We start from the raw sequence: 22,584 nt of genomic DNA on the forward strand, positions 1-22,584 counted from the left end.
TCTCTTACTTGACTTCGGATGCAGTTGGATCGAGCCGATCCGGGCTGGGACGATTCTCCAGCCGCGCCTTCGATAGCGCCACCGCCTCGTGCAGCTTTTGCTCCAGCAATTGCCGGGACGGCAAGCCGGTCAGGTATTCGGCGACATGAATGCCGCTTTGATCCAGCTCCAGCAATTCGATCTGTTCACGGTTCTTGCCCGTGCAGAGGATGATTCCTAGTGGTGGCGCTTCGCCAGGTTCTTGTTCATATTTGGCCAGCCAGCGCAGGTAGAGCTCCATCTGGCCTTTGTCAGCGGCCTTGAATTCGCCGAGCTTGAGTTCGATGGCGACCAGGCGCCGCAAGCGGCGGTTGTAGAACAGCAAGTCAATGTAAAAATCGTTGTTGTCGATTTGCAGCCGTTTTTGACGGGCGACAAAGCTGAAGCCGGCCCCCAGCTCCAACAAGAAATTTTCCAGTTCGCGCAGGATAGCGTCTTCGAGATCTTTTTCAAGGTAGCGATCGCGCAGCCCCAGGAAGTCCAGCACGTAGGGATCCTTCAGCACGAGGTTCGGGCCGAGCACCCCTTGATCGCGCAGGGTCGCCAGTTCGCTTGCCAGCAATTCGTCGGGCTTGCGCGAGAGCGCCGTGCGCTCGAACAACATGGAATCGAGCCGGCCCTGCAAGGTGCGGGTGCTCCAACCCTCGTCGCGGCACATTTCCAGATAGAACGCCCGCTTGAGGGGATCGTCGATGTAGATCAGGCTGCGCAAATGGGTCCAGCTCAATTGTCTACTCAGTGCGTAGACAATTTCCTCGGCCTCGAACACCTCGCCAAAGCGCAGCATGTGGCGCAGGTTCTTGGCGCCGAAGCCGCGCCCGTGCTCGGCTTCCAATTGTCGCGCCAGCGAAGCGACGATCTGTTCGCCGTAGCCGGCCCGCTCCCCTTGGAGCACCTCGGCGCGTATGCGCCGGCCAATGCGCCAGTACAGCATGGTCAAGGCCGAATTGACCGTGGCGGCCAGTCCGGCCCGCGCTTCGTCGATCAGGACGCGGATGTCGCCGGCCAGGCCGGTTGTTGTCACTGCTGCAGCTTGCACGTCTTGCGGTTCCACCAGCTAGCTCCTCGATACGGTTCGTTCAGCACAAACCTGTTGCCAATGACAATCATTATGCAATACATTTACGCACCATGTAAACGCCATAGGAATCGTGTGCGGCCATTTGATTGCGCAAACGAACGTTTGCGCAATCATCCATCGTTCAGGAGCCCGTATGCCCCGCCGTTCCATTCTGTCCGCCACTGAGCGGGACAACCTGATGGCCTTGCCCGAAGGGGAAGACGATCTGATTCGGCACTACAGCTTTACCGAGTCCGATTTATCCCTGATCCGGCAGCGTCGCGGCGACGCCAACCGGCTTGGCTTCGCTGTTCAGCTTTGCCTGCTGCGTTATCCGGGATACGCTATGGCTAGCGACATGGCGGTGCCGGACCCGGTAATCGACTGGATCGCTCGGCAGATACGCAGCGACGCCGCCGCATGGTCTCAGTATGGTGCGCGCGATGAAACGCGACGCGAACACTTTCAGGAACTCCGCGTCTACCTCAGCCTGTCCGCATTTGGTCTGCCTGACTTCCGCACGCTGGTGCATAGCCTTGCCGACCTCGCCATGCAGACCGACAAAGGGCTGGTACTCGCGGCGCAAGCTTTGGACACATTACGGCAGCGGCGCATCATTCTGCCGGCGCTGTCGGTCATTGAGCGGGCCTGCGCGGAAGCGGTGACGCGCGCCAACCGGCGCATTTACCGGATACTGCTGGAACCGCTGCAGCCGCACCATCTGCGCGGATTGGACAACCTGCTCAACGTTGCGCCAGATATCAATCTCACCTGGCTGGTATGGCTGCGTCAGTCGCCGTTGAGACCAAATTCCCGCTACGTGCGGGAGCACATCGAACGCCTCAAGATATTCCAGTCGCTCGCTTTGCCGGACGGGATTGGCCGCCAGATCCACCAGAACCGACTCCTGAAGATGGCGCGGGAAGGCGCGCAGATGACGCCGCGTGATCTGGGCGATTTCGAGGACGAGCGACGTTACGCGACCCTGATCGCGCTCGTGATCGAGGGCATGGCCACCGTCATCGACGAGCTGATCGATTTGCACGACCGGATCATGGTCAAACTTTTCAGCTCCGCCAAGAACAAGCATCAGCAGGAGTTCCAAAAGCAGGGCAAGGCGTTTAACGACAAGGTGCGGCTGTATTCGCGCATTGGCCGGGCGCTGGTCGCGGCGAAGGAATCGGGCGGCGATCCGTATGCCGCCATCGAAACTGTGCTGCCGTGGAGTGAGTTCGAACAAAGCGTGACCGAAGCGGCCCAGCTGGCCCAGCCGCAAACATTCGACCATTTGCACCTGGTAAGGGAGCAATACGGCACGTTGCGCCGGTATACGCCCGAGCTCCTGGACGTGCTCAAACTGAAGGCGGCGCCGGCGGCGCAAACGGTCTTGGACGCCATTGACGTGGTGCGCGAGATGAACGCGACCGGATCGCGCAAAGTGCCGGAAGATGCCCCAACCTCTTTCATCAAGGCGCGGTGGAAGCCGCTGGTCTTCACCGGCGAGGGTATCGATCGCCGCTTCTACGAAATTTGCGCGCTCTCGGAACTGAAAAATGCCCTGCGCTCTGGCGATATCTCTGTTCTGGGCTCGCGCCAGTTCCGGGATTTCGAAGACTATTTACTGCCGCCGGACAAATTCAGCGCACTCCAAAAGGCGCACGCACTGCCCATTGCGATCAATCCCGACCTCGACCAGTACCTGCTTGAGCGCGTGCTGCTGCTGAACCAGCAACTGAGTACGGTCAACCGGCTCGCGCTGGCCAACGAGTTGCCCGATGCGATCATCAGCGCCACAGGCTTGAAAATCACGCCGCAGGATCCGATCGTGCCAGAATCGGCGCAGGCGCTGATCGACCAAAGCAGCAATCTTCTGCCGCGCATCAAAATCACCGAGTTACTGATGGATGTGGACGACTGGACCGGGTTCACCCGCCACTTCGTGCACCTGAAAAGCGGCGCGCAGGTCCAAGACCGGACGTTACTGCTTTCGGCGATCCTGGCCGACGCGATCACCCTCGGCCTGACCAAGATGGCGGAATCGAGCCCGGGAGCGAATTACTCGAAGCTGTCGTGGTTGCAGGCATGGCATATCCGCGACGAGACGTATTCAGCCGGTCTGGCCGATCTCGTCAATACCCAGTTTCGCCACCCATTCGCCGCGAACTGGGGCGACGGCAGCACCTCATCGTCGGATGGCCAGCGCTTCCGCGCCGGCGGCCGGGCCGAAAGCACGGGCCACATCAATCCGAAGTACGGCGCCGAGCCGGGAAAGATGGTCTACACCCATATTTCGGACACGTACGCGCCGTTCAGCACCAAAATGGTCAACGTCGGCATGCGCGATTCGACCTATGTGCTCGACGGGCTGCTTTACCATGAGTCGGATTTGCGCATCGAGGAGCACTACACGGACACGGCAGGCTTCACTGACCACGTGTTTGCGCTGATGCACATGCTCGGATTTCGCTTCGCACCGCGGATACGCGACCTGGGCGACACGAAACTGTACATTCCGGGAACCGTCCAGGAATACCCGGGTTTGAAGGCGATGATCGGCGGCCCCCTGAACATCAAGCATGTGCGCACGCACTGGGACGACATCTTGCGCCTGGCGTCGTCGATCAAGCACGGCACCGTGACGGCGTCGCTCATGCTGCGCAAGCTCGGCAGCTACCCACGCCAGAACGGCCTGGCGCTCGCACTGCGCGAGCTGGGCCGCATCGAGCGGACGCTGTTCATCTTGGACTGGCTGCAGAACATCGAATTGCGCCGGCGCGTGCACGCCGGGCTAAACAAGGGGGAGGCGCGCAACGCCTTGGCCAGGGCGGTCTTCATTCACCGGCTCGGCGAAATCCGGGACCGGACGTTCGAGCAGCAGCGGTACCGCGCCAGCGGCCTGAACTTGGTAACGGCGGCGATCGTGCTATGGAATACCGTTTACTTGGAGCGTGCTGCTCAGTCGCTGCGCGACGCCGGCAGTTTGAAAGACGACTCCCTACAGCAGTATATGTCACCGCTCGGCTGGGAGCACATCAACCTGACCGGTGATTACGTTTGGCGCCAGAACCGGAAAGTCGACGAGGGACAATTTCGACCGCTACGGACGCGGGAAAATCCTTAACGTACTATTTTTTCCGTTTCCCCTGTTCTCCCCGAGTAAGCAAAAGACAGCCGCTCGCACAGGCGTCGGATCACCGGCGGAAAATTCCTGTTCGATGCGGGAAAGCTGCATCGGCTCGGCTACAAATTTCAGGATCGATTGTTGGAGCGAGGGTGGGATTTCCGTTCGAGAGCAGGTGATTGCCACCAGCATGCGCTGCCAGTTGTCGGTCCACATTTTGCTCGCTGAAAGTTCGGCTGGCGGTACGATGCGGACTGCCATTTCGACGCCATCGATTATCGTGCTGCGCGCCTCGCAGGCATCGTCCATGACGAGCAACATTTCGCGATCGCCTTGGCGTACCCAGAAGTCAACTCGGAGTACCCCATCCGCGAAATTCAAGTCGAGTGGGCGCTCACAAAATGTCTGGATTGTTGGATCAACTTCGAGACGTATCCACTGTTCAAAAACGGCTTCGCCAAAGCACTGCAGTCGCCGACCCAGCTTCAGGCTGTACGCCTCGATGATGCGAGAGCCGGCAGGCCTTGCGCGTGGAACAGCAGAGTGGAATCGTGCGGTTTTGTTCATGATTTCAGCAGCTTATCGCTGCTGCCGCATCTTCAAAGCTACGAGTTGACGGATTTTCTTTCCGATGCTACGAGTTGACACAATTGCTTTCTTGGACGTGCCGGTAAATGTGTCACTGTCCGGCCCTGGTCAAGAGGGGGAGTCGCGTTGAAACCGGTGACACAATTGCTTTCCTCTACGCCAGCAGACGAACTGCTCTATCTGCCCAACGGTATGAGATTTTCTTCACGGCGTTTTCCCTAATTTAGTCGCTTCAATTCAGTATAGAAATTCTCATGCGATCCCAAGCTCAGGAGTATCACGGAGACCGGCTGGAACTTTGTCGGGTGTAGCTGATACGCCAGCAAAATCTCTTGCTTGTTAATCTTAAACTTGTGCACAAAAATTCCAGCCAGATCGCCTTTCTTCTCTTCCCCGATTGTTGGGTCGTTAGCGACAGCCTTCACAGCCTTATCTACAGCAGTCTTATCTTTAGCGTGAAGCTTTTTGACTGCTTTCGCGAAAGTTGGGGTGACAAGCACTTCAAGCACTGTCATGCCCCGAACTGGTAGGGCGTCAGCATCCCAGCCTTGGCTTCTTGAGCGGCGAGCAGCGTATCCTTGATGAACTGGAGGGGTAAGCCTGGATTGTCATCCACCGCCTTACCCAAGCGCGCCCAGTATTCAATCTGCTTCGGCACAGAGCGGTGCTCAGCCGCTGCGTGGGGCTTGGCCATCTCAACCAAGTCGTCCGACAATTTCAATGCAATCGCCATAATTTCACCTCAATGTTTGAGGTTTTAGTATGCCACTTTTTGCAACCTTTTGCAACCAATTTCAAATTAAATTGCCTCCGCAAATGCTCGCCGCAAAATGTCTTTTGAGACTTCCAAATATGGGTCAAGATGGTCGAACTCAGTTCTTTCGAGTAAAAACCATCATAAATGCTGTAAATCAATAACTTACATCTATGATCATCACAATTGAAGGCGTCGCTAAGCGATGTGTGACTTTCTCAAATAACTGCGACATTTTCGAAATAAATGCGATAATAATTCCACAGACCAACATTTCTACGTCGTTAACGCGAACCTGTTAATGCACAGGTGTTGACGCCGATGCTGAATTGAACCACCGCGCCGACTTTGATTGACCCATGTACGTTGGGCCGTAAGCCGCATGGGGCCCAGGTTTTCCAGCATCAACGTGGAGCAGCTCTTCTCGGCCGCCTGGGTCAATTTGGCATCGGCATCAACACTCGCCCTTATACGGCGCTGCTAAGCATACAGCGGCGCCAGGCCGGCGCCACCCCAGCTGTCCCATCTCATCTATTCGCTCACTGGCCTTCGGCCAGTGTCCCAGGCCGATTTTGCTCCCAGGCGCGGATCTGGTCGAGCGCATCCTGCTCGGTATAGGTCATGGTGGTATCAAGGCTGGTGTGTCCCAGGGCCGTGGCGACCTGGCGCAAGTCATGCCCTTGCAAGAGGGCGCCCTTCGCAAAGGTATGGCGCATCCAGTGCGGCGAAGTCTTGCGCAACTGGATCGCCTCGTCGAACTGGCCCTGGTCCTGCAGATAATCCACCGCGCTTTGCACGCACCCTTTAACAATTTTAAAAATCGCTTGTCGGGTCGTCACCGCGCCCCAGGCACCGAAATAGCGCCGGTCGGCAGTCGCTTTAACCTGGCCGGCGCCGATCGCCACGGCGACCGTCTTGGTCGACAGCACCAGGGCGTACTGCTCCCCCAGCGCCGGCAAGGCGGCGAGCCCAAACGCGGTGCGATACGCCATCAAGGCATCGAGCGCCTCTTTGGTCAGCGGGATGGTGCGCGCGCGGGCGCCTTTGCCGTGCGCTTCGTCGACCCGCATCATCCAGTAGGTGCGCAGGGTTTTCGGATCACTCAGGCGGTACACAGCATCCATCCTGGCGCCGGCCAACTCCGAGGCGCGGATGCCCGTTTCGCGCAGCCAGACCAGTACAAACCGGTCGCGCAGGTAGCGCTGGTAACGGCCCTGGTTGGCGTGCAGTTGCGCTGCCATGCAGTCCAGGATGAGGGCATACATATCTTCCGGTACCGAGCGCGTGACGTCGACCCGGCGCGGCTTGGCCGACCGCGTCAGCGCCATCGGGTGAATCCGGATATAGCCCGCTGCATGGAAGGCGCTGAGCATGGCGCGCACGAAGCGGATGATATCGGCCTGGCTGCTTGCTGCTGGTCTGACACGGAAGGGGGTGTAGCCGTCCTCGCCCAGGCGCGCCCCTTTTCGGCTCAGTGCGTACGCTGGCAGATCGGCTAAAAAGTCGCGGAAGGCCTTCACATCCTCGATGGTCCACTGCGACGGCATGCGGCCCCCGGCCTGATCGAGATACCAGCGCAACTTGGCCAGATGGAAGCGATAGGTGGCGACCGTTTCCTGCGAGGCGTTGCGGCTATTATCGGCCACCTCTGCCAGCCAGATCTCGGCCGCGGCCCAGTCGTCGGCGACGTTGCCGAACAGGTGGGGTTCGACCCGGGCGGGGGCACGTGCGGCAGCCTGAACGATCATGGCGTGCTCACTCATGCTGCCGGTCCTCCCTTGCGCTGGCCAGGGATCGGTGCCCCGTGGCTGTAGGCGATCTGCCTAAAACTTTCCAGCAGCGATTCACGTTCCTTCAAGGTTTCCTCCAAATACGTACAGCGTTCTTTGACGGCCCGCGTTTCACCGCGCACCTCGTCGATGGCCCGCAGCGCGAACTGGCGCATGTCCTGCAGTGCCTGGGGCAGGGCGCCCAGTAACGCCGCCTGCGCTGCTGCTGCCGCTTGCGCCGTCCCGAGCTGCTCGTGGTACAGGCTGGCGGTGTTGACGGCCTCCTGCAGGTCCGCGGCCAGGCGCGCGGCACTGGCGCGGGTGGCGGCCAGTTCGCTTTCAGCTTTGTCGAGCCGTTCACGCAAATAGTCAGCGTGGGCGCGCTGTTGTTGGGCCAGTTCGGCGTCGCCAGCGCCGGCACGCGCCAGGGCCGCTTCGACGACCCGCTGCAGCATCGCACTGACCGGTTCGGCGCTGTCGGGTGTCGACAGCACGGGCGCTGCTCCCGCCAGCGCCGGCAGCTGCTGTTCAAACAGGTTTTTTTCTGCCGCCAGCGTGGTCGTCGAGGGCCGCCGTTCGGGTGCGTACGCGCCCAGCAAGCGCCGATAGATGTCGGCGCTGTAGGTTTTGCCGGTGGCGTGGTGCACGGCGGCGATGAAGTCGCGCACGAAAGGGCGGTGATTGCGCACGTCGTGGGCGTGGCGCGTGATGATGGCCCCCATCTGCTCGACCAGCAGGCGCGCCTCGTCGTCCCGCAAGGTAAATGGCGGCCGGCTCATTGGACACTGCCCATTGCACGCTCGGCAATGCGCAAGGCCTCGGCCGTCCGGCCGCTCTCCCGCAGGCGCTGCGCCAGCTTGGTGCAGGCGGCCCAGCCGGGCCGCAAGTCGAAGATGAGCGTCACATCGCGCGCACAGGCGCCCCACAACGCCGGGCCATCGGGGTGCGCCAGCAGATCGGCCAACGACGTCATCCATTGCGCGGGCAGCTGCGCGGCCAGCTCCGGCGTCGCGGTCACCCAATCGACGTCGCTCAGCGCGAGCGGCGCATCAAACCCCAGAGCAATCCAGGCAGCGGCGCCATCCCGCAGTGGCGCCTGGCCAATGGCCAGTTCGCCGCTGACGACCTGCAGCGTCAGGCGGCCGATGCCATGGCGCTGGGCGGCGCTGACGATGCGCGCCAGCATGGCGCAGTCGAGCCCGCTGTCGTGCTGGCGCAGTACCAGCTGATCCATGCTGAGGTGCAGCACTGGTTTGCCGCGCAGGCGGGTCAGCTGCAATGTCACTTCGGCGCTGCTGGCCAGGGCGGGATGCGTCACGTGCAGGGTGACACACTCGGACTCGTGCACCAGATGCACGCTGGCGCCGTCGAGGGCGCCGCTGAGGGCGGCGACGGTGGGCGCGTCGAGGATGATGGCACCGAAGGTGGCGGCGACACCGGACGCCGGTGTGAGCGTGATGGCGCCGGTGAAGGACGGCAGGACAAACGATGGCGAGGGCTGCATGGTCAAAACGCTTTCAGGAAAATCGTGCGCAGGCGCGCTGTGCTGGGTCAAAAGAGTCGCCAGGGCACGCTGCCAGGCTGCAGATAGGAGCATGGTAGCGGTGCTGGAGGCCGGTTGTCGAGGTATTTTAATCGGTATAAACCTACCTGCAAGTATGGTCTAGTTTACTTAGCAGCGATTAAGTTAACTAATCCAAACAGATCACTTTCGACGCTCGTCCATGCACTTTATTCCCAAAAAAGGCAAAATATGCCGTCCATTTCCATAAGCCATCTGACCCGACATCACGCAACACGGTACGCCATCGGCCTTTGAAGGCAATGTGCGAGGTTCTGTCGCGTTGTTCAGCCCAGTACGGATTTTTTCATGCTGAGCATGACCCCGGCTTACACTGGACGGACTTGTCCTGCCAACGCATAGAACTGGTCGGCGAACGACATTGCATCGGTGCCGACGATTGCGAACTGGCCCTTGCGGATCATGTGCATGAACTCGACGCCGGCGAGGACGGAACCGGCGGATCGGAATGATTTGAAGTTGAGCATCGGCCTGGTCACCCGCTTGATGGCGCGATGATCCTGCTCGACGATGTTGTTGAGATATTTGACTTGACGCACTAGGATCGGCACGTCGCGGCCAGCGTTGATCGCATCGATCGCCGCCTTGTTCGCGCCACTTTTGTCCATCGCGACCTTGTGTGGATCGCCATTCGCTCCCATAGCCTTGTCGAAGAAGCGCTTCGCCGCAGCCATGTCACGCTTCGCTGTCAGCAGGAAGTCGACAGTCTTGCCCTGCTTGTCGACGGCGCGGTAGAGGTATTTCCAGACGCCCTTGACCTTGATGTACGTCTCATCCATACGCCAGCTACCACCGACCGGGCGCTTGTGTTTCCGGGCCATCTTCTCGATGAGCGGCAAGAAACGAATCGCCCAACGGTTGATCGACGAATGATCGACCGACACGCCGCGCTCTTCCATTATCTCCTCGAGATGCCGGTAGCTCAGCGGGTAGGCAACATACCATCGGATGCAGACGAGAATGACGTCGATCGGAAAACGCATTCCTTTGAAGTTGAACATGTCGAGTTGTCCTGGGTTCGGGCGCCGCAGTTTACCCGACTACCCCGTCGACGTTCGCTAATGCGACAGAACCCGCGACAGCGTTGGGAGTAGCTTTTAAGTCCTTTTAGCGTTGAAGTAGCCTTACAGCCTGTAAGGCTACTTTTTTGAACTATGAGACTTTTACAGTCAACTATGAGATTTTTACAGTCAACTATGTGCTGTTTGACAAACTCATTTTAATGAATTACTATGTGCTGCATATTACTAACATAAAAAGCTATAAGAATGAAAAAAGCTGAGTTGGTCGTGAAATCAAATCGTCTCATTGAGGCCAGCTATCGGCTGGGCATGAACGAACAACGCATAATTCTGTACTCGATATGCCGATGCCGCGAGGAGCAGAAGACGCTTTTTCCCGATCTTCCCGTAACCATCACAGCTGATGCTTTCTCCAAACAGTTCCCCAGCATCAACAGCATCGACAAGACGAACGTTTATCGGCAGCTTAAGGACGCCATGGACACACTGTATGACCGCAGCGTTACGATCCACGACACCGACCCGGCCAGCGGCCATGCTAGGGTAACGAAGACCCGCTGGATCAGCGCCGCCAGTTACGTTGATGGCGCTGGTCACATTCAAGTGATCTTCACACCGGAAGTCATCAAGTACATCACGCGCCTAGAGGCTGAGTTTACATCCTATCAACTGGAGAAGGTAGGCAACATGACCAGCGCTCACGCTGTACGCATCTACGAGCTACTGGCTCAGCACCGGGATATTGGCATGCGTACGCTCAACCTGACGTGGCTACGCGAGACGCTCCAGATCGGTCCTGACGAATACAAGTTGACGGCCGACTTTAAGAAATGGGTGATCGAGTCGGCCATAGACCAGATCAACAAACACAGCGACCTCACGGTGAGCTACAAGCCAAAGAAGACGGGTCGCGCCATTACCGACTTTGTGTTTAAGATTAAGGATAGGGAGCGCAAGTCCAAGGCTGCCAGTACAGCCAGCGATCAGGCCGCACGCGAGAAACTAGAAGTGCTTGGCCAACAGCGCTTCGATACCGAAAATGATGAGCAGTTTTGATAAAATTTAGCTATGAAATCAAACCGCAATTTATTGGGGTTCAAGGTGCAACGAAACGTAAAAAGAGTTAAGGGATGGGCTTGTCAGGTTGGTCAAGTTGAGGTCATAGGTGCTGACGCGCGGGCGTCAGCAAATGACTGAATCGACCCTATATTGACGCCGTTCGAGTCGCCTACTTTACGTCATAGCGTTATACATATCTTTTTGTGATGAGCACCGATTTGGCAAAAATCGACATTTTTCCAGAGGATTTGCCAAAAAAATTAGCCAAACTTCCAGTGATTTGACTCAAAAAGTCGCCGCTTGGTTGTCTGAACTTGCGCCAGAATCAGCGGAGGAGCAGCGCCAAGCTATTGATTTTATTGATGAAAAAAGATGTGTATAACGATATGACTTTACGTCAGGTTGAAAATGATTTCAACCGTACAGTACGAACGCATCAAGGATTTTTTCTTTGACGAGTCTCGTTCCGTTGCACTTGAAACTCTAACTTACTTCTTAAACTGCGTTCAAGCCTTGGAAAAATTTTGAAGTAATGTTTTAAAACAGTCATTTTATGAGAGATCATAAAATTTTCCATTAATTTTAAATTACAATTATGAAAATCATAAAAATTCCCATCTTATTTATATTTATTTTACTGGCTAAGCAAGCATCTGCGAGCACACTCACAACACCTTCTTTTGTCGTCAAAATTAAGGTGAATTGCGAGGAAGGAAATGTTACATGTGACAACGTAACCTATTTTGGAACTAGCAGGAAAAGTGGAAAAAGCATTACGCTACGTGGTAAAACTAAACACAGTATGTGTCCTGATGGTGTCAGCCCTTGTCAGTTCCAAGGTTATGAATTTAAAAACGGAAATTCATATTATGAAGTGTTGGAACAAGGAAATTTGATAGTTAAAAAGGGAAGAAAAATTATCGTAAACGAGAAAGGAACGTGGGAATGGTAATTACTAATTTTCCATTTTCTTCCCCAATTCGCCGCAGTGATAACACGAACGGCGAACAGGACTGCCACCTGTGAATTCACTACGCAGTCCGATATTTTAAAAAACCATGAATGAAAGAAAAATACTATGAATAATTCCTATCCACGCCTTGACAAAGACCTGGCTGCCGTACTACTAGTGGACCACCAGGCCGGTTTGTTGTCCTTGGTGCGCGACATCGACCCGGACAAATTCAAAAATAACGTATTGGCGCTCGCCGACCTAGCGAAATATTTTAAATTACCAACCATTCTGACAACTAGTTTCGAAGATGGCCCTAACGGTCCGCTAGTACCTGAGTTGAGGGAAATTTTCCCGGATGCCCCTTATATTGCTCGCCCTGGCCAGATCAATGCTTGGGATAACGAAGATTTCGTCAACGCAGTCAAAGCCACCGGTAAGAAACAACTGATTATTGCCGGTGTGGTCACTGAAGTCTGTGTAGCATTTCCTGTTCTTTCAGCACTGGCGGAGGGATATGACGTATTTGTGGTGGCCGATGCTTCCGGCACGTTCAATGACATTACCCGCCAAGCCGCCTGGGACAGAATGTCTGCGGCAGGGGCGCAGTTAACGACATGGTTTGGCCTGGCCGGAGAGTTGCATCGCGACTGGCGTAATGATGTTGATGGACTGGGGGCCTTGTTTTCCAAGCATATCCCAGACTACCGCAATTTGATTTCCAGTTATACCGCAGCCAAGGCAAGCAAATAGAAAACAGTCGCCAGTTTGGGGAGAAGAGGAAAAGAGGAAAAAATTGCACGCTAAGCGATGTGATTGCAGCCTAGCATCGCGCCCAGTGACGGAAATGGTCTATAGTCGAGTTTCCGTTTAGGAAACAATCCGACATGGCTTTACGTGCACGAGCTTGTTGGCGCCGACCTAAAATGGTTCTGTCGCGTTGTTGATCCGAAGGCGAAATTTTCCCGGAATGGCGCTGGGCCCTCAAACTGGACGGACCATTCCCGCCAGAGCGTAAAATTGGTCGGCGAATGAGATTTCATCCGCGCCGTCGATCACGAACTGCCCTTTGCGGATCATGTGCATGAGCTCCACGCCGGCGAGCACGGAGCCGGCGGAGCGAAACGATTTGAAGTTGAGCATCGGCCTGGTCACCCGCTTGATCGCACGATGGTCCTGTTCGACGATGTTGTTGAGGTACTTGACCTGGCGTACCAGGATCGGCTTGTCCCGGCCGGCATTGATCGCATCGATGGCCGCCTTGTTGGCGCCGCTCTTGTCCATCACGACCTTGTCCGGATCGCCGTTCGCGCCCATGGCCTTGTCGAAGAAGCGCTTTGCCGCGGCCATGTCGCGCTTGGCCGTCAGCAGAAAATCGACTGTCTTGCCCTGCTTGTCGACAGCGCGGTAAAGATATTTCCAGACGCCTTTGACCCTGATATATGTCTCATCCATGCGCCAGCTGCCGCCGACCGGGCGCTTGTGTTGGCGGGCCATCTTCTCAATGAGCGGCAGGAAACGGACCGCCCAGCGGTTGATCGATGAATGGTCAACCGACACACCGCGCTCCTGCATCATTTCTTCCAAGTGTCGATAGCTCAGCGGATACGCCGCATACCAACGGACGCACACCAGGATCACATCGATCGGAAAACGCATTCCTTTGAAGTTGAGCATGTCGATTCGTCCTGGGCCGGGCGCCGCAGTCTACCTGATCGGCCCCGCCGCACTCGCTAATGCGACAGAACCTACCAGATGATCTTACTGGCTCAGGCGATCGCCGAGCGTTGCCAGTCGGCCATCCGCCCAATGAGCCAGATGAATGGCTCGGCCTGGCCGTTCACGACACACGCGCCCTTGATGATGGTGTCGAGCAACCCCTGGACGTCGGTCGAGCACAAGGCAGCGATCGCGTCGCTGTCGGTGAGTCTGATCGAGCAGCGCGGCGCCGCGCTTGCCTGCTCAGTTGTGTGCGCATCTTCCCAGCCGATGTGTCGCCCATTGATCACAATAGTGATCGGTGTTCCATCGTCCGGAAATCCGATTGAAACAGCCAACTGAGGCGCCGGGCCGGCAGTCACGGCCAGCGCGCCCTTGAGGTAGGCGCAAAACGCTTCGGCCCACTCTTTTACGCCGGCGCGTCCTGCCCCCGTGCCGCGCGCCGCATTTGCTGCTCGACCGGCCGGCATACCTTCCAATGCGCGCGCGGCCGGCACCTGCCCCTCAACTTCGCGTTCGGCCTCGATCAGGGCCTCGAGGGTCCGGTCAACGTCATCGCGGGTGTGCGAAGCCGAGCAGATGAACCTCAGGCGCCCGCGCTCGCGTTCCACGATCGGGTACGTGACCGCCGCCGTGTGAATGCCACGCGCATTCAAGCCGCGTGCAATCGCATAGAGCTTGTCGCTGTCGGGAAAATGCGGGGTGACGATGGGGCCGTCTCCGGTCCCGAGATCGTAGCCTGCTTCGGCAAAGCGCTGCCGCATGTAGGTGGTGGTATCCCACAGCCGCTCCCGCAGCGTGTCGTCCTCGCTCACTCGGCGCAAGGCCGCGAGCGCTGCGGCGATATCGGCAGGTGTGGATGCAGCCTGATATATATAGGCCCTGGAGGACGACTTGAGCAGGGCGATGTGCTCCTCGCTGGCGGCAATGACGCCCCCAAGGCTCCCGAGCGCCTTACTCAGTGTCGTCATGATGAAATCCACCTGACTGGTCACTTCCTGGGCGGCGCATAGGCCGGCGCCCCGCGTGCCGTAAAAGCCGAACGAGTGCGCCTCGTCCACGAGGACCAGCGCACCGTATTTTTTCGCCGTGTGCACGATGTCGCGCACCGGCGCCGCGCCCTCCCCCATGCTGTAGACGCCTTCGAGCACCACCAGGGTGGTGCGGTACGGTGACGCTTCTGCCTTGAGGATCGATTCCAGGTCGGCGGGATCGTTGTGCCGAAACGTTCGTATCGTCGCACCGCACAGGCGGGCACCGTCCACGATGGAAGCGTGACAGAGCTGATCCATCACGATCAGATCCTTGTCGCCTAGAATGCCCGCAATAACCCCGAGATTGGCGGTATAGCCTGTGGGGAACAAGCACGCGGCAGGCTTTCCCACCGCCTCGGCAAAAGCTTTTTCGAAATGCAGGTGCAGATCGGTTTGGCCGGAGGCCGTTGCCGATGTTCCCATCCCGGTCCCGAAGCGCTCGAGCGCCGCCCGGGCGGCCTCCATGACTGTCCGGTCACGGTTCAGGCCGAGGTACAGGTTCGTGGTCCAGATGATGGAGTCGCGGGCTTGACCGGAATGCGTATCGGCGACAGTACCCTTGTGCGCGCTGCCGGTGCGCATGAACTTGCTGTAAGGGTCGCGGCCCTGGCGGCCCAGCAGGCGCTTGAACTCGCGCACCAGCGTCCCCTTGTCGGTGGCGGACCAGGAAGGTGCTTTTGCTGCCAGGAACGGCGGGTGGCCGGACTGGATTTGCGCCTGAAAACGGGCCAGTGTGTCCGCGGCTGCGGCGCTCGCCTTCTCTGTCGATGCCGGCCCTGCGGCGCCGCTGCCCATCGAATCGAGTAGGTAATCGGCAACCGCACTGGCAGTCGGATGCTCGTTGAGCACCGATGCCGGCAGCTTTTGGCCCAGCACCGTGGCCAGCCGGTGGCTCAGTTCCACCGTGTCGAGCGAGTCCAGGCCGAGGGAGTCGAATGATTGATGCGGCGGCACATGCCCGGGATCGGGAAAACGCAGGAGCAGGGCAATTTCGCCCTGGATCATCGACAGCAGGGCCGCATGCCGCCCTGGCGCCGCCAAGCCCGCCAGGCGGGGCCCCAGGCCGGCGGCACCGGCATGCAGGGCGCAGTAGTCGCCTGCCTCATGATGGCGACCCAGCTCGGGCAGCGGGAGTTGCTTGCGGTCGAGCTTGCCATTGGGCAGCAGGGGCAGCGCCTCAAGGTGCATCACGACCTGGGGCACCATATACCTGGGCAGGCGCTGCGCCACGTGCGCTCGCGCCGCTTCACTTGCCGCCGCCTCGTCCAGGCCAGCGCGCCGGCCCACCACATACCCCACGAGCATCTTTTTGCCGCCGCCCGCGTCCACCACCGCCGCAGCTGCGCCGTCCACCCCAGGCATCGACTCGAGCGTGGACTCGATCTCTTCGAGCTCTATCCGGAAGCCCCGGATCTTTACCTGCTGGTCAACCCGGCCCAGGAACTCGATGTCGCCGTCTTCGCTCCACCGGCACAGATCGCCGGTGCGGTACATCCGCCGCTCCCGGATCGGCCCGTTCGGATCGGCCCCGACAAACCGCTGGAAGGTCAGCTCCTCGTCGTGCAGGTATCCCCGCGCCAGCTGGTCTCCCGCCAGATAAAGCTCTCCTGAAACCCCAACCGGCACCGGCTGCATGTCATCGTCCAGGATGTACGAGCGCGAGTTCGCCACCGGCTTGCCGATCGTGATGGCCGCCCCACCTGGCGCGACCTCGCTCGCGGTCGCATACACCGTGTCCTCGGTCGGCCCGTATACGTTCACCACCCGCAGCCCCGGCTGCAGTGCGTGCAGTTGCTGCACCAGCGAGCGTTTGAGCACTTCGCCGCCAAACACAACGCAGCCGATTGCCTCAGGCTGCCATCCGGCCGCGAGCAAGCCCTGCATTGCCGACGGCACCATGATGGCGGTCCTTACCCGATGCGCCGACTGCAGTTCCAGCAGCGCCAGCACGTTTTCCGCCAACACCACCGTCCCGCCCAGGGACAAGGTGCCAAGAATTTCCATGACGGAGGGGTCGAAACAGACCGAGGCGGCCGCCAGGACACCGGCCAGTTCCTCGTCATCGAGTAACTGGCGCATCGAATGGATCATCGCGACCACGCTTCGATGCTCGACGGCGACCCCCTTCGGTCGCCCGGTCGAACCCGAGGTGTAAATGACATAGGCCAGCTCGCGCGCCATCGGCCCGGCCACCGTGGCCGGGCTCCGCTCCTCCACCTCCGCGAGCCGCAGGAGCTTGGGCACCCCGGAGCAGAGCGCTGCCCGCACCTCGCTGTCCACGATGGCCACCGCAGCGCGCGCGTGCTCGAGCATGTAGCGCACCCGCTCGGGCGGGTACTCCGGGTCCAGCGGCACGTACGCACAGCCCGCCCGCAATACCCCGGCCAGCGTGGCCACGAGCTCCCACGTGCGGCTCATGCACACTCCGACCAGCGAGCCCGGCGCCACACCGCGCATCGCCAGCTCGCCCGCGATCGCACCCGCGCGGGCCACCAGTCGTTCGTAGTCGATCTCGGTGACGCCATCGATGATTGCGGTGCGCTTCGGATGCGCCTGCGCTTGCTTCTCGATGAGCCCCCATACCGTTTCCGTCTGGTCGTAAGCTTGCCCGGTCCGGTTCCACTCGATGAGAATACGGTGTGCCTCCCCTTCGTTCAGAAAGGCGGCTCCCGCGGTAGACATGTTCGTATCCTGCATAACATCCTTAAAAAAAGTACTGCCTAAGCCACTGCATGGCCGGCTCGGCGATGAAAGAGAAGGGGGGAAATCGACTGTGCCGGATCATGGCATGCGTTCACTTACCAACTTCGTGTGATACTGGCTGGAATTTTCCATTTATATCAGTTTACGAACTTGATCATTTTTTCAAATGGCTCTGTCTCAAGTGATTCCTTAGCTAACGCGCACATCTGTTTAAAGGCCTCAGCAGGCATGGCTTTCTTCATTTCTGAATAAATAGCCACCAATTCTTGATGATTTATTTTTGAAAGCATACCTTTTGTGACAGCTATCATGCGATGCGCTGACATATTTCTCAGCATCAATGAATTTGCGTTGACAAGTCTATCGTCTTTGAAATTACGATATAGTTCTGGAGTTATCTTTGTTTCCTCATCATCCAGATGATTAAAATATAATGATTGAAATTGGATAAGTTTCAAATAGAAATTATCCACATCTTCCTCATTGATGGTCGTTGAATTTAATAGACAATCCAAATTGTTCTTCAAATCCAAAAATAGCGCTTCCAAAATCCCATGTTGCTTCATGACACCGGGTAATTGGTCACTTTTAATTTCTTCCAATAAAGGATGGATATATTTATCTTCATTTTCTGCATGAGAAGACAGGAGTTCAAATAAATTATCAAAACCGGTTTTTAACAGGGTTGATTCCCTCTCATCCAGGAAATCAGTTTTCCCACACAATTCAGCAAGACAATTTATTTCACTTCTAATATATTTATGCATGATTTTATAAAGATTGAATCTTTTATTAGCCACGTATAAAGCAGTATTCTTTGGTTCAGCTTCGCTTGTTATGGATGTCATAGTAAAATTTTTCTTTATGTTAAGTAATGTTTATATCTGTACCAACCAGACGATCATTTTGTTGAGAACGCGATAAAGGGAAAGCCAAAAAAGTCTATTAATGTTGCACAGGTTGCACAGGTTGCGCAGCCGTCAACCATTGAGCGTCTACACGGATTCCCCGATTACACATCAGGAAATCTGCCAGGTAGCGGCGTTGTTGAATTAATCGACGCCAGCCCGGTGGAGTCCACGATGACGACGCTGCCTGGGTCCAGGGCTTTGCTCAAGGCATGTCTTGGCAAGCCGATGCTTCGCTTGGAAATCCAGCTGAAATCCGGGATGCTGATCTCGACTTTGAGGGCACGGGCAAGCAAGTTCATGAAGCCTTCGGTCTGTCGTAATGCCAGATGAAAAAACTGGCGTATGAACAGTGCGGTCTCGATTGCCACATTGGAATACTTTGTTGGCCGACCGCGTGCTCCGGTCTGGGCTGGGCACCACTCGGCAATCGCCTCCTCGGTAAACCATATCGTAAAGTCGCCGCGCCGCTTGAGCGCGGCGTTGTACTCGGGCCAGTTCGCCACCTTGTAATGCGGCTTCTCGAATTTGTGGCGACGGTCTTCGTTGTGCTTGTAGGGCAAGGGGTTACCTGGGAAAAAATGATGCCAAATTGTACACTCCTATGGCGACAAGTCGAATTATTCAACAACGCCGTGCCTACGCCGTCATCATCAAGCACTCGTCTTTCAGGCGGCGCTGGCGCACTCCCATGGCCAGACCTTCCAGCACGCCCACGCTCGCGGCCCAGTCGATGCAGCCGTCGGTAACCGACTGGCCGTAGACCAATTGCCTGCCCGCTTGCAAGTCCTGGCGTCCCGCCACCAGGTGCGACTCGATCATCACGCCGACGATGCGCCCGTCGCCGCCGGCCACCTGGCCGGCGATATCGGCGCACACCGGCACCTGGTTTTCCGGCTTCTTCGAGCTGTTGGCGTGGGACGCGTCGATCATCAGACGCGGCGCCAAGCCGAGCCCGGCGATCTGCTGGCAGGCTTGCTCAACGCTGGCGGCGTCGTAGTTCGGCGCCCTGCCGCCGCGCAGGATGACGTGGCAGTCCTCATTGCCGTTGGTGCAGGCGATGGCCGAGTGGCCGCCCTTGGTCACCGACAGGAAATGGTGTGCCTGGGTGGCGGCCTTGATCGCCTCGACGGCGATCTTGATGTTGCCGTCGGTGCCGTTCTTGAAGCCGACCGGACAGGACAGTCCCGACGCTAGCTCGCGGTGCACCTGCGACTCGGTGGTGCGGGCCCCGATCGCGCCCCAGCTGATCAGGTCGGCGAGGTATTGCGGGCTGATCAGGTCGAGGAACTCGGTGCCGGCCGGCAGGCCCAGCTCGTTGATGTCGCACAGCAGCTCGCGCGCCATGCGCAGGCCGTCGTTGATGCGGAAGCTGTTGTCCATGTAGGGGTCGTTGATCAGGCCCTTCCAGCCCACCGTCGTGCGGGGTTTTTCAAAGTACACCCGCATCACGATTTCAAGCTCGTCGGCAAAGCGCAGGCGCTGGGCCGCCAGTCGGCGCGCATACTCCATTGCCGCCTTGGTGTCGTGGATCGAGCAGGGACCGATCACCACCATCAGGCGGTCGTCCTTGCCGTGCAAAATGCGCTGCAGCGCCTTGCGCGCGTTGGCGGTGGTCTGCCTGGCCCGCTCGCCAACGGCGAATTCACGGATCAGGTGCGAGGGCGGCGCGATTTCTTTCATTTCGCGCAAGCCAAAATCGATGGTACTTGGCCGTAATCACTCATATAGACACTCCTTTTAACATCGCTACGTCGGGGAAACGCTGAAAGAAAATGAATCCAACATGCTTGCTGACATGCACCTTGCCTAGCCGGCTGCCGTGGCGGCCAACCATTGGGCGTTCACGCGTACGCCTCGGTTGCACATTAAAAAATCAGCCAAATATCCATCGTGCGGTACGCGGTAGTCCATCCAAGTAGTGGGAATATCGCCCACATAAACATTGCTTATTGAAGCGTCCGCCAGCACCCTCTCGATGAGATATTTTTGCCGCGACAGCACGGTAACGACGAGCGAACCGGACAAGGCGGCGTAATCTTCCCGCAGGTCAAAAGGAGCGACCGTCACGCAAGGAAAGGGAAGCTCCCTCTGGACTTTAGGGTCCGCCGCGCTACGAACCAAGGCAACATGGGGCCTCAAGGGGGCGCCGCAAGCGGAGGCCCGATCATGGACCCACGGCACATCATCCGATTTCAACAGGTTTTCATACGCGGCGGCCTCCTGCTCCCTCGCAAAAGGAAGAGATTGGCGTGGCGTGGCGTGCGCCAACGCCTTCCTCAGCTTGTTGGCGAATCCCTCGGGATCGTCCTCGACCAGTACCGCGCTGGCAGAGACGCAGGCCGCGCCCCCGCGTCCCAACACCGACTGGGCAACCACGCTGACGGCCTCGTCATGGCTGACATCCCGGCCAACGATGAGCTTTGAACGGCCAGGACCTTGTACCAGGACACTTGCATTGCCCGCGTAGCGAGCGGCCATATCCGGCCCGCCGTAGACGATCGCCAAATCACTTTGCGCAATCAACGTCTCTGCGCCACTGTGATCGGTAGGTACGAGCGCGACATAGTCGGACAAGCCGGCCAACTCGAGCGCGCCCACCAGGCGCTGGGCGGTGAAGGGTTCCCGGGAAGACGGCCTGACCAAGGTGCGGTATCCCATTGCAATTGCCTGCGGCCAAAGTCCGTGCACGCCCGGACCATTGCCTGCGGCAATGACCGAGAGCACCTCCGCCCGTCTTGAAAACAAACTACAACCCAATTCCGCCGCGGGATCGCCGATCTCCCAGACAGCACCGGCCGGGGTTGCCGCCCGCAGGATCTCCCGCATACTGCTGAGACCATGGGAAATGCTTTCCACTGAAGCTTCAACGATTGCTCGTGGCAAACCGGTGGTGCCAGTAACCAGGGCGATGTACTCTTGCGGCCCCAGTCCCGCCAGCGTCGCCTCCATGTACAGTTGGGCAGCTTTGTCCAAGCGCTGATACCGTTGTTGTAGCGTCAGCGACGGCGCCTCGCGCATCTGCGCGATTTTGTCCTGGATATAAACGCCCGGCATGATCGAACAATCGCCGACAACGCGACCGGCGACATCAAGAACTTCTTCCCGCCGGCGGGAGTTGTGGGAGACGCCGAGGCAGCGCGCTTCTACCGTTTGAATTCCAGGGTATCGGCAAGCCACTGCGGCGCCCACGTCGGCCGCCGCCATCAATACACCCCTTCAATCACAACCGTACCCGCCACCTCCGCAACCGGCTTCACCTCGGACACGGCCACGCCCGGATGCTCGCCCAACGAAGGAAGGCGCACCGCCGTATCGCGCTCCAGAATATTCGGGAACAGCGCGAACTTGCTCAAGTGGTTCATGACCACCCTTCCCCGCTCATAGAATGGCACGGGTACGCCGCTGTCCGGCGCCACAACCTCAAGCAGCACATAGGGCGCAAAACTGTCGAAAATTGGCGAACCGTTGTGGTCTTGGCCGGCCCGCGCCTTGGTTTCGGACAGGATCATTGTGCTGCCGTAACTGGCGGTCATATCGACATCTGGAAACACCGAAGTCTTCAAATAATCCAGCGTGTCCGCGTTCATTTGCGTGCCGCCCCAAGTGATCATATCGAGGTTCTTATTCAGATATTCAGCCAAGGGACGGCGACGCGCTATGGCCTCCAGCAACGGCGGCGTCGCGATCAGATAGGCGATAGATTGGCTTTCAATAATCGCTTCCGCCTGATCGATCAAATGATCCGAGTAAGACTTCACCGTGGCCATATCATCCGCCTGAATCCGCTTCTTCACCCAGCGCGGATCAAGATCCACGGTGAAGCAATGTCCGCCCAGTGCCCTGGCACGGCGGAGGTTGATCGCGCCAACGATGTGGGGGCCACTCGGGATGATCGCCAAAGTGTTCTTCCGCCCCCCTCCAGGCGTCACATTGAAACCTGTCAAACGCCAATCGACGAGTTGCTTAAGCCACTCCTCGTAGGCGACGACGCGCTTCGCCCTGCCCGTCGTCCCGCCGCTTTCAAACACCCCGGCAAGGGCCGCATCCGCCAGTCCCTTGGGCTGCAAGTCCTCGACCGCGACATCGCGCAATGCGTCGCTAATATCCGGAAACAGTGACAGATCCGAAAATGAATGCACATCCTTCACTGGATCGAAGCCCAACTGGCCGCGCATTTCCAGCCAAAACGGGGAACCGCTATCGGGCGAAAAATGCCAATTCATCACATCGCGCAAATGCTTTTCGAAATCGATTTTGCTCATGTATGTACG

The 22,584-nt window shown here is 58.0% G+C and carries 19 protein-coding genes; 4 read left to right on the plus strand and 15 right to left on the minus strand.

The window, feature by feature from the left end; genetic code table 11:
- Nucleotides 1-4: 4 nt before the first annotated feature.
- Complete coding sequence (locus CSZ94_RS12195) at nucleotides 5-1,096, minus strand: PDDEXK nuclease domain-containing protein (RefSeq protein ID WP_219726002.1); 1,092 nt, start codon at nucleotides 1,094-1,096, stop codon at nucleotides 5-7.
- Between the two features lie 157 nt (nucleotides 1,097-1,253).
- Between CSZ94_RS12195 and CSZ94_RS12200 the strand changes: the two genes are divergently transcribed.
- On the plus strand, nucleotides 1,254-4,220 hold the full coding sequence (locus CSZ94_RS12200) for a Tn3 family transposase (protein ID WP_102121751.1): 2,967 nt from the start codon (nucleotides 1,254-1,256) through the stop codon (nucleotides 4,218-4,220).
- Here CSZ94_RS12200 and CSZ94_RS12205 read toward each other — a convergent pair.
- The 7 genes from CSZ94_RS12205 to CSZ94_RS12235 form a co-directional block, all read right to left on the minus strand.
- Nucleotides 4,197-4,787 carry a hypothetical protein gene (locus CSZ94_RS12205; protein WP_102121752.1) on the minus strand — a complete coding sequence of 197 codons (591 nt, stop codon included), beginning with the start codon at nucleotides 4,785-4,787 and terminating at the stop codon, nucleotides 4,197-4,199. The two genes, CSZ94_RS12200 and CSZ94_RS12205, sit on opposite strands and share 24 nt — an antisense overlap.
- A gap of 239 nt (nucleotides 4,788-5,026) precedes the next feature.
- Nucleotides 5,027-5,323, minus strand: a complete 297-nt coding sequence (locus CSZ94_RS12210; RefSeq protein WP_102121753.1) for a type II toxin-antitoxin system RelE/ParE family toxin — start codon at nucleotides 5,321-5,323, stop codon at nucleotides 5,027-5,029.
- Nucleotides 5,320-5,541 carry a TA system antitoxin ParD family protein gene (locus tag CSZ94_RS12215; RefSeq protein WP_102121754.1) on the minus strand — a complete coding sequence of 74 codons (222 nt, stop codon included), beginning with the start codon at nucleotides 5,539-5,541 and terminating at the stop codon, nucleotides 5,320-5,322. Before CSZ94_RS12215 ends, CSZ94_RS12210 begins: the two co-directional genes overlap by 4 nt.
- A 560-nt stretch (nucleotides 5,542-6,101) precedes the next feature.
- Entirely contained in the window at nucleotides 6,102-7,325 is a 1,224-nt protein-coding gene (locus CSZ94_RS12220; RefSeq protein ID WP_102121755.1) for a tyrosine-type recombinase/integrase, read from the minus strand.
- Nucleotides 7,322-8,110 carry a hypothetical protein gene (locus CSZ94_RS12225; protein WP_102121756.1) on the minus strand — a complete coding sequence of 263 codons (789 nt, stop codon included), beginning with the start codon at nucleotides 8,108-8,110 and terminating at the stop codon, nucleotides 7,322-7,324. Before CSZ94_RS12225 ends, CSZ94_RS12220 begins: the two co-directional genes overlap by 4 nt.
- A complete protein-coding gene (locus tag CSZ94_RS12230) occupies nucleotides 8,107-8,835 on the minus strand; it encodes a hypothetical protein (RefSeq protein ID WP_146009794.1) in 729 nt (242 codons plus the stop codon). The genes CSZ94_RS12225 and CSZ94_RS12230 overlap by 4 nt, the downstream gene beginning before the upstream one ends.
- 386 nt (nucleotides 8,836-9,221) lie before the next feature.
- The gene (locus CSZ94_RS12235) at nucleotides 9,222-9,914 is read right to left on the minus strand and encodes an IS6 family transposase (RefSeq protein ID WP_102121758.1); all 693 of its coding nucleotides are present in this window, start codon (nucleotides 9,912-9,914) and stop codon (nucleotides 9,222-9,224) included.
- Nucleotides 9,915-10,181: 267 nt separating this feature from the next.
- Between CSZ94_RS12235 and CSZ94_RS12240 the strand changes: the two genes are divergently transcribed.
- The 3 genes from CSZ94_RS12240 to ycaC all read left to right on the plus strand — a co-directional run bounded on the left by CSZ94_RS12240 (nucleotide 10,182) and on the right by ycaC (nucleotide 12,699).
- Nucleotides 10,182-10,991 carry a RepB family plasmid replication initiator protein gene (locus tag CSZ94_RS12240; RefSeq protein WP_102121759.1) on the plus strand — a complete coding sequence of 270 codons (810 nt, stop codon included), beginning with the start codon at nucleotides 10,182-10,184 and terminating at the stop codon, nucleotides 10,989-10,991.
- Between the two features lie 598 nt (nucleotides 10,992-11,589).
- Nucleotides 11,590-11,946: a hypothetical protein gene (locus tag CSZ94_RS12245; RefSeq protein WP_180977447.1), complete on the plus strand. Its 357-nt coding sequence runs from the start codon at nucleotides 11,590-11,592 to the stop codon at nucleotides 11,944-11,946.
- 126 nt (nucleotides 11,947-12,072) lie between these two features.
- Nucleotides 12,073-12,699, plus strand: a complete 627-nt coding sequence (gene ycaC, locus CSZ94_RS12250) for an isochorismate family cysteine hydrolase YcaC (protein ID WP_102121760.1) — start codon at nucleotides 12,073-12,075, stop codon at nucleotides 12,697-12,699.
- Nucleotides 12,700-12,930: 231 nt separating this feature from the next.
- Here the strand turns inward: ycaC and CSZ94_RS12255 are convergent, their stop codons facing one another.
- The 7 genes from CSZ94_RS12255 to CSZ94_RS12285 all read right to left on the minus strand — a co-directional run bounded on the left by CSZ94_RS12255 (nucleotide 12,931) and on the right by CSZ94_RS12285 (nucleotide 22,575).
- A complete protein-coding gene (locus CSZ94_RS12255; protein WP_102121761.1) occupies nucleotides 12,931-13,623 on the minus strand; it encodes an IS6 family transposase in 693 nt (230 codons plus the stop codon).
- Nucleotides 13,624-13,715: 92 nt separating this feature from the next.
- Entirely contained in the window at nucleotides 13,716-17,381 is a 3,666-nt protein-coding gene (locus tag CSZ94_RS12260; RefSeq protein ID WP_219725999.1) for an amino acid adenylation domain-containing protein, read from the minus strand.
- Nucleotides 17,382-17,539: 158 nt separating this feature from the next.
- Nucleotides 17,540-18,250: a hemerythrin domain-containing protein gene (locus CSZ94_RS12265; RefSeq protein WP_102121763.1), complete on the minus strand. Its 711-nt coding sequence runs from the start codon at nucleotides 18,248-18,250 to the stop codon at nucleotides 17,540-17,542.
- A gap of 164 nt (nucleotides 18,251-18,414) precedes the next feature.
- Entirely contained in the window at nucleotides 18,415-18,873 is a 459-nt protein-coding gene (locus tag CSZ94_RS12270) for a transposase (protein ID WP_180977448.1), read from the minus strand.
- 76 nt (nucleotides 18,874-18,949) lie between these two features.
- The gene (locus tag CSZ94_RS12275) at nucleotides 18,950-19,993 is read right to left on the minus strand and encodes a 3-deoxy-7-phosphoheptulonate synthase (protein ID WP_102121784.1); all 1,044 of its coding nucleotides are present in this window, start codon (nucleotides 19,991-19,993) and stop codon (nucleotides 18,950-18,952) included.
- Between the two features lie 126 nt (nucleotides 19,994-20,119).
- A complete protein-coding gene (locus CSZ94_RS12280) occupies nucleotides 20,120-21,517 on the minus strand; it encodes an aldehyde dehydrogenase family protein (RefSeq protein WP_102121765.1) in 1,398 nt (465 codons plus the stop codon).
- Nucleotides 21,517-22,575, minus strand: coding sequence for a phenazine antibiotic biosynthesis protein (locus CSZ94_RS12285; RefSeq protein WP_102121766.1), 1,059 nt, complete (start codon nucleotides 22,573-22,575; stop codon nucleotides 21,517-21,519). Before CSZ94_RS12285 ends, CSZ94_RS12280 begins: the two co-directional genes overlap by 1 nt.
- Nucleotides 22,576-22,584: the final 9 nt, after the last annotated feature.

It is taken from the genome of Janthinobacterium sp. ROICE36, assembly GCF_002869965.1.
Classification (GTDB): domain Bacteria; phylum Pseudomonadota; class Gammaproteobacteria; order Burkholderiales; family Burkholderiaceae_D; genus Janthinobacterium.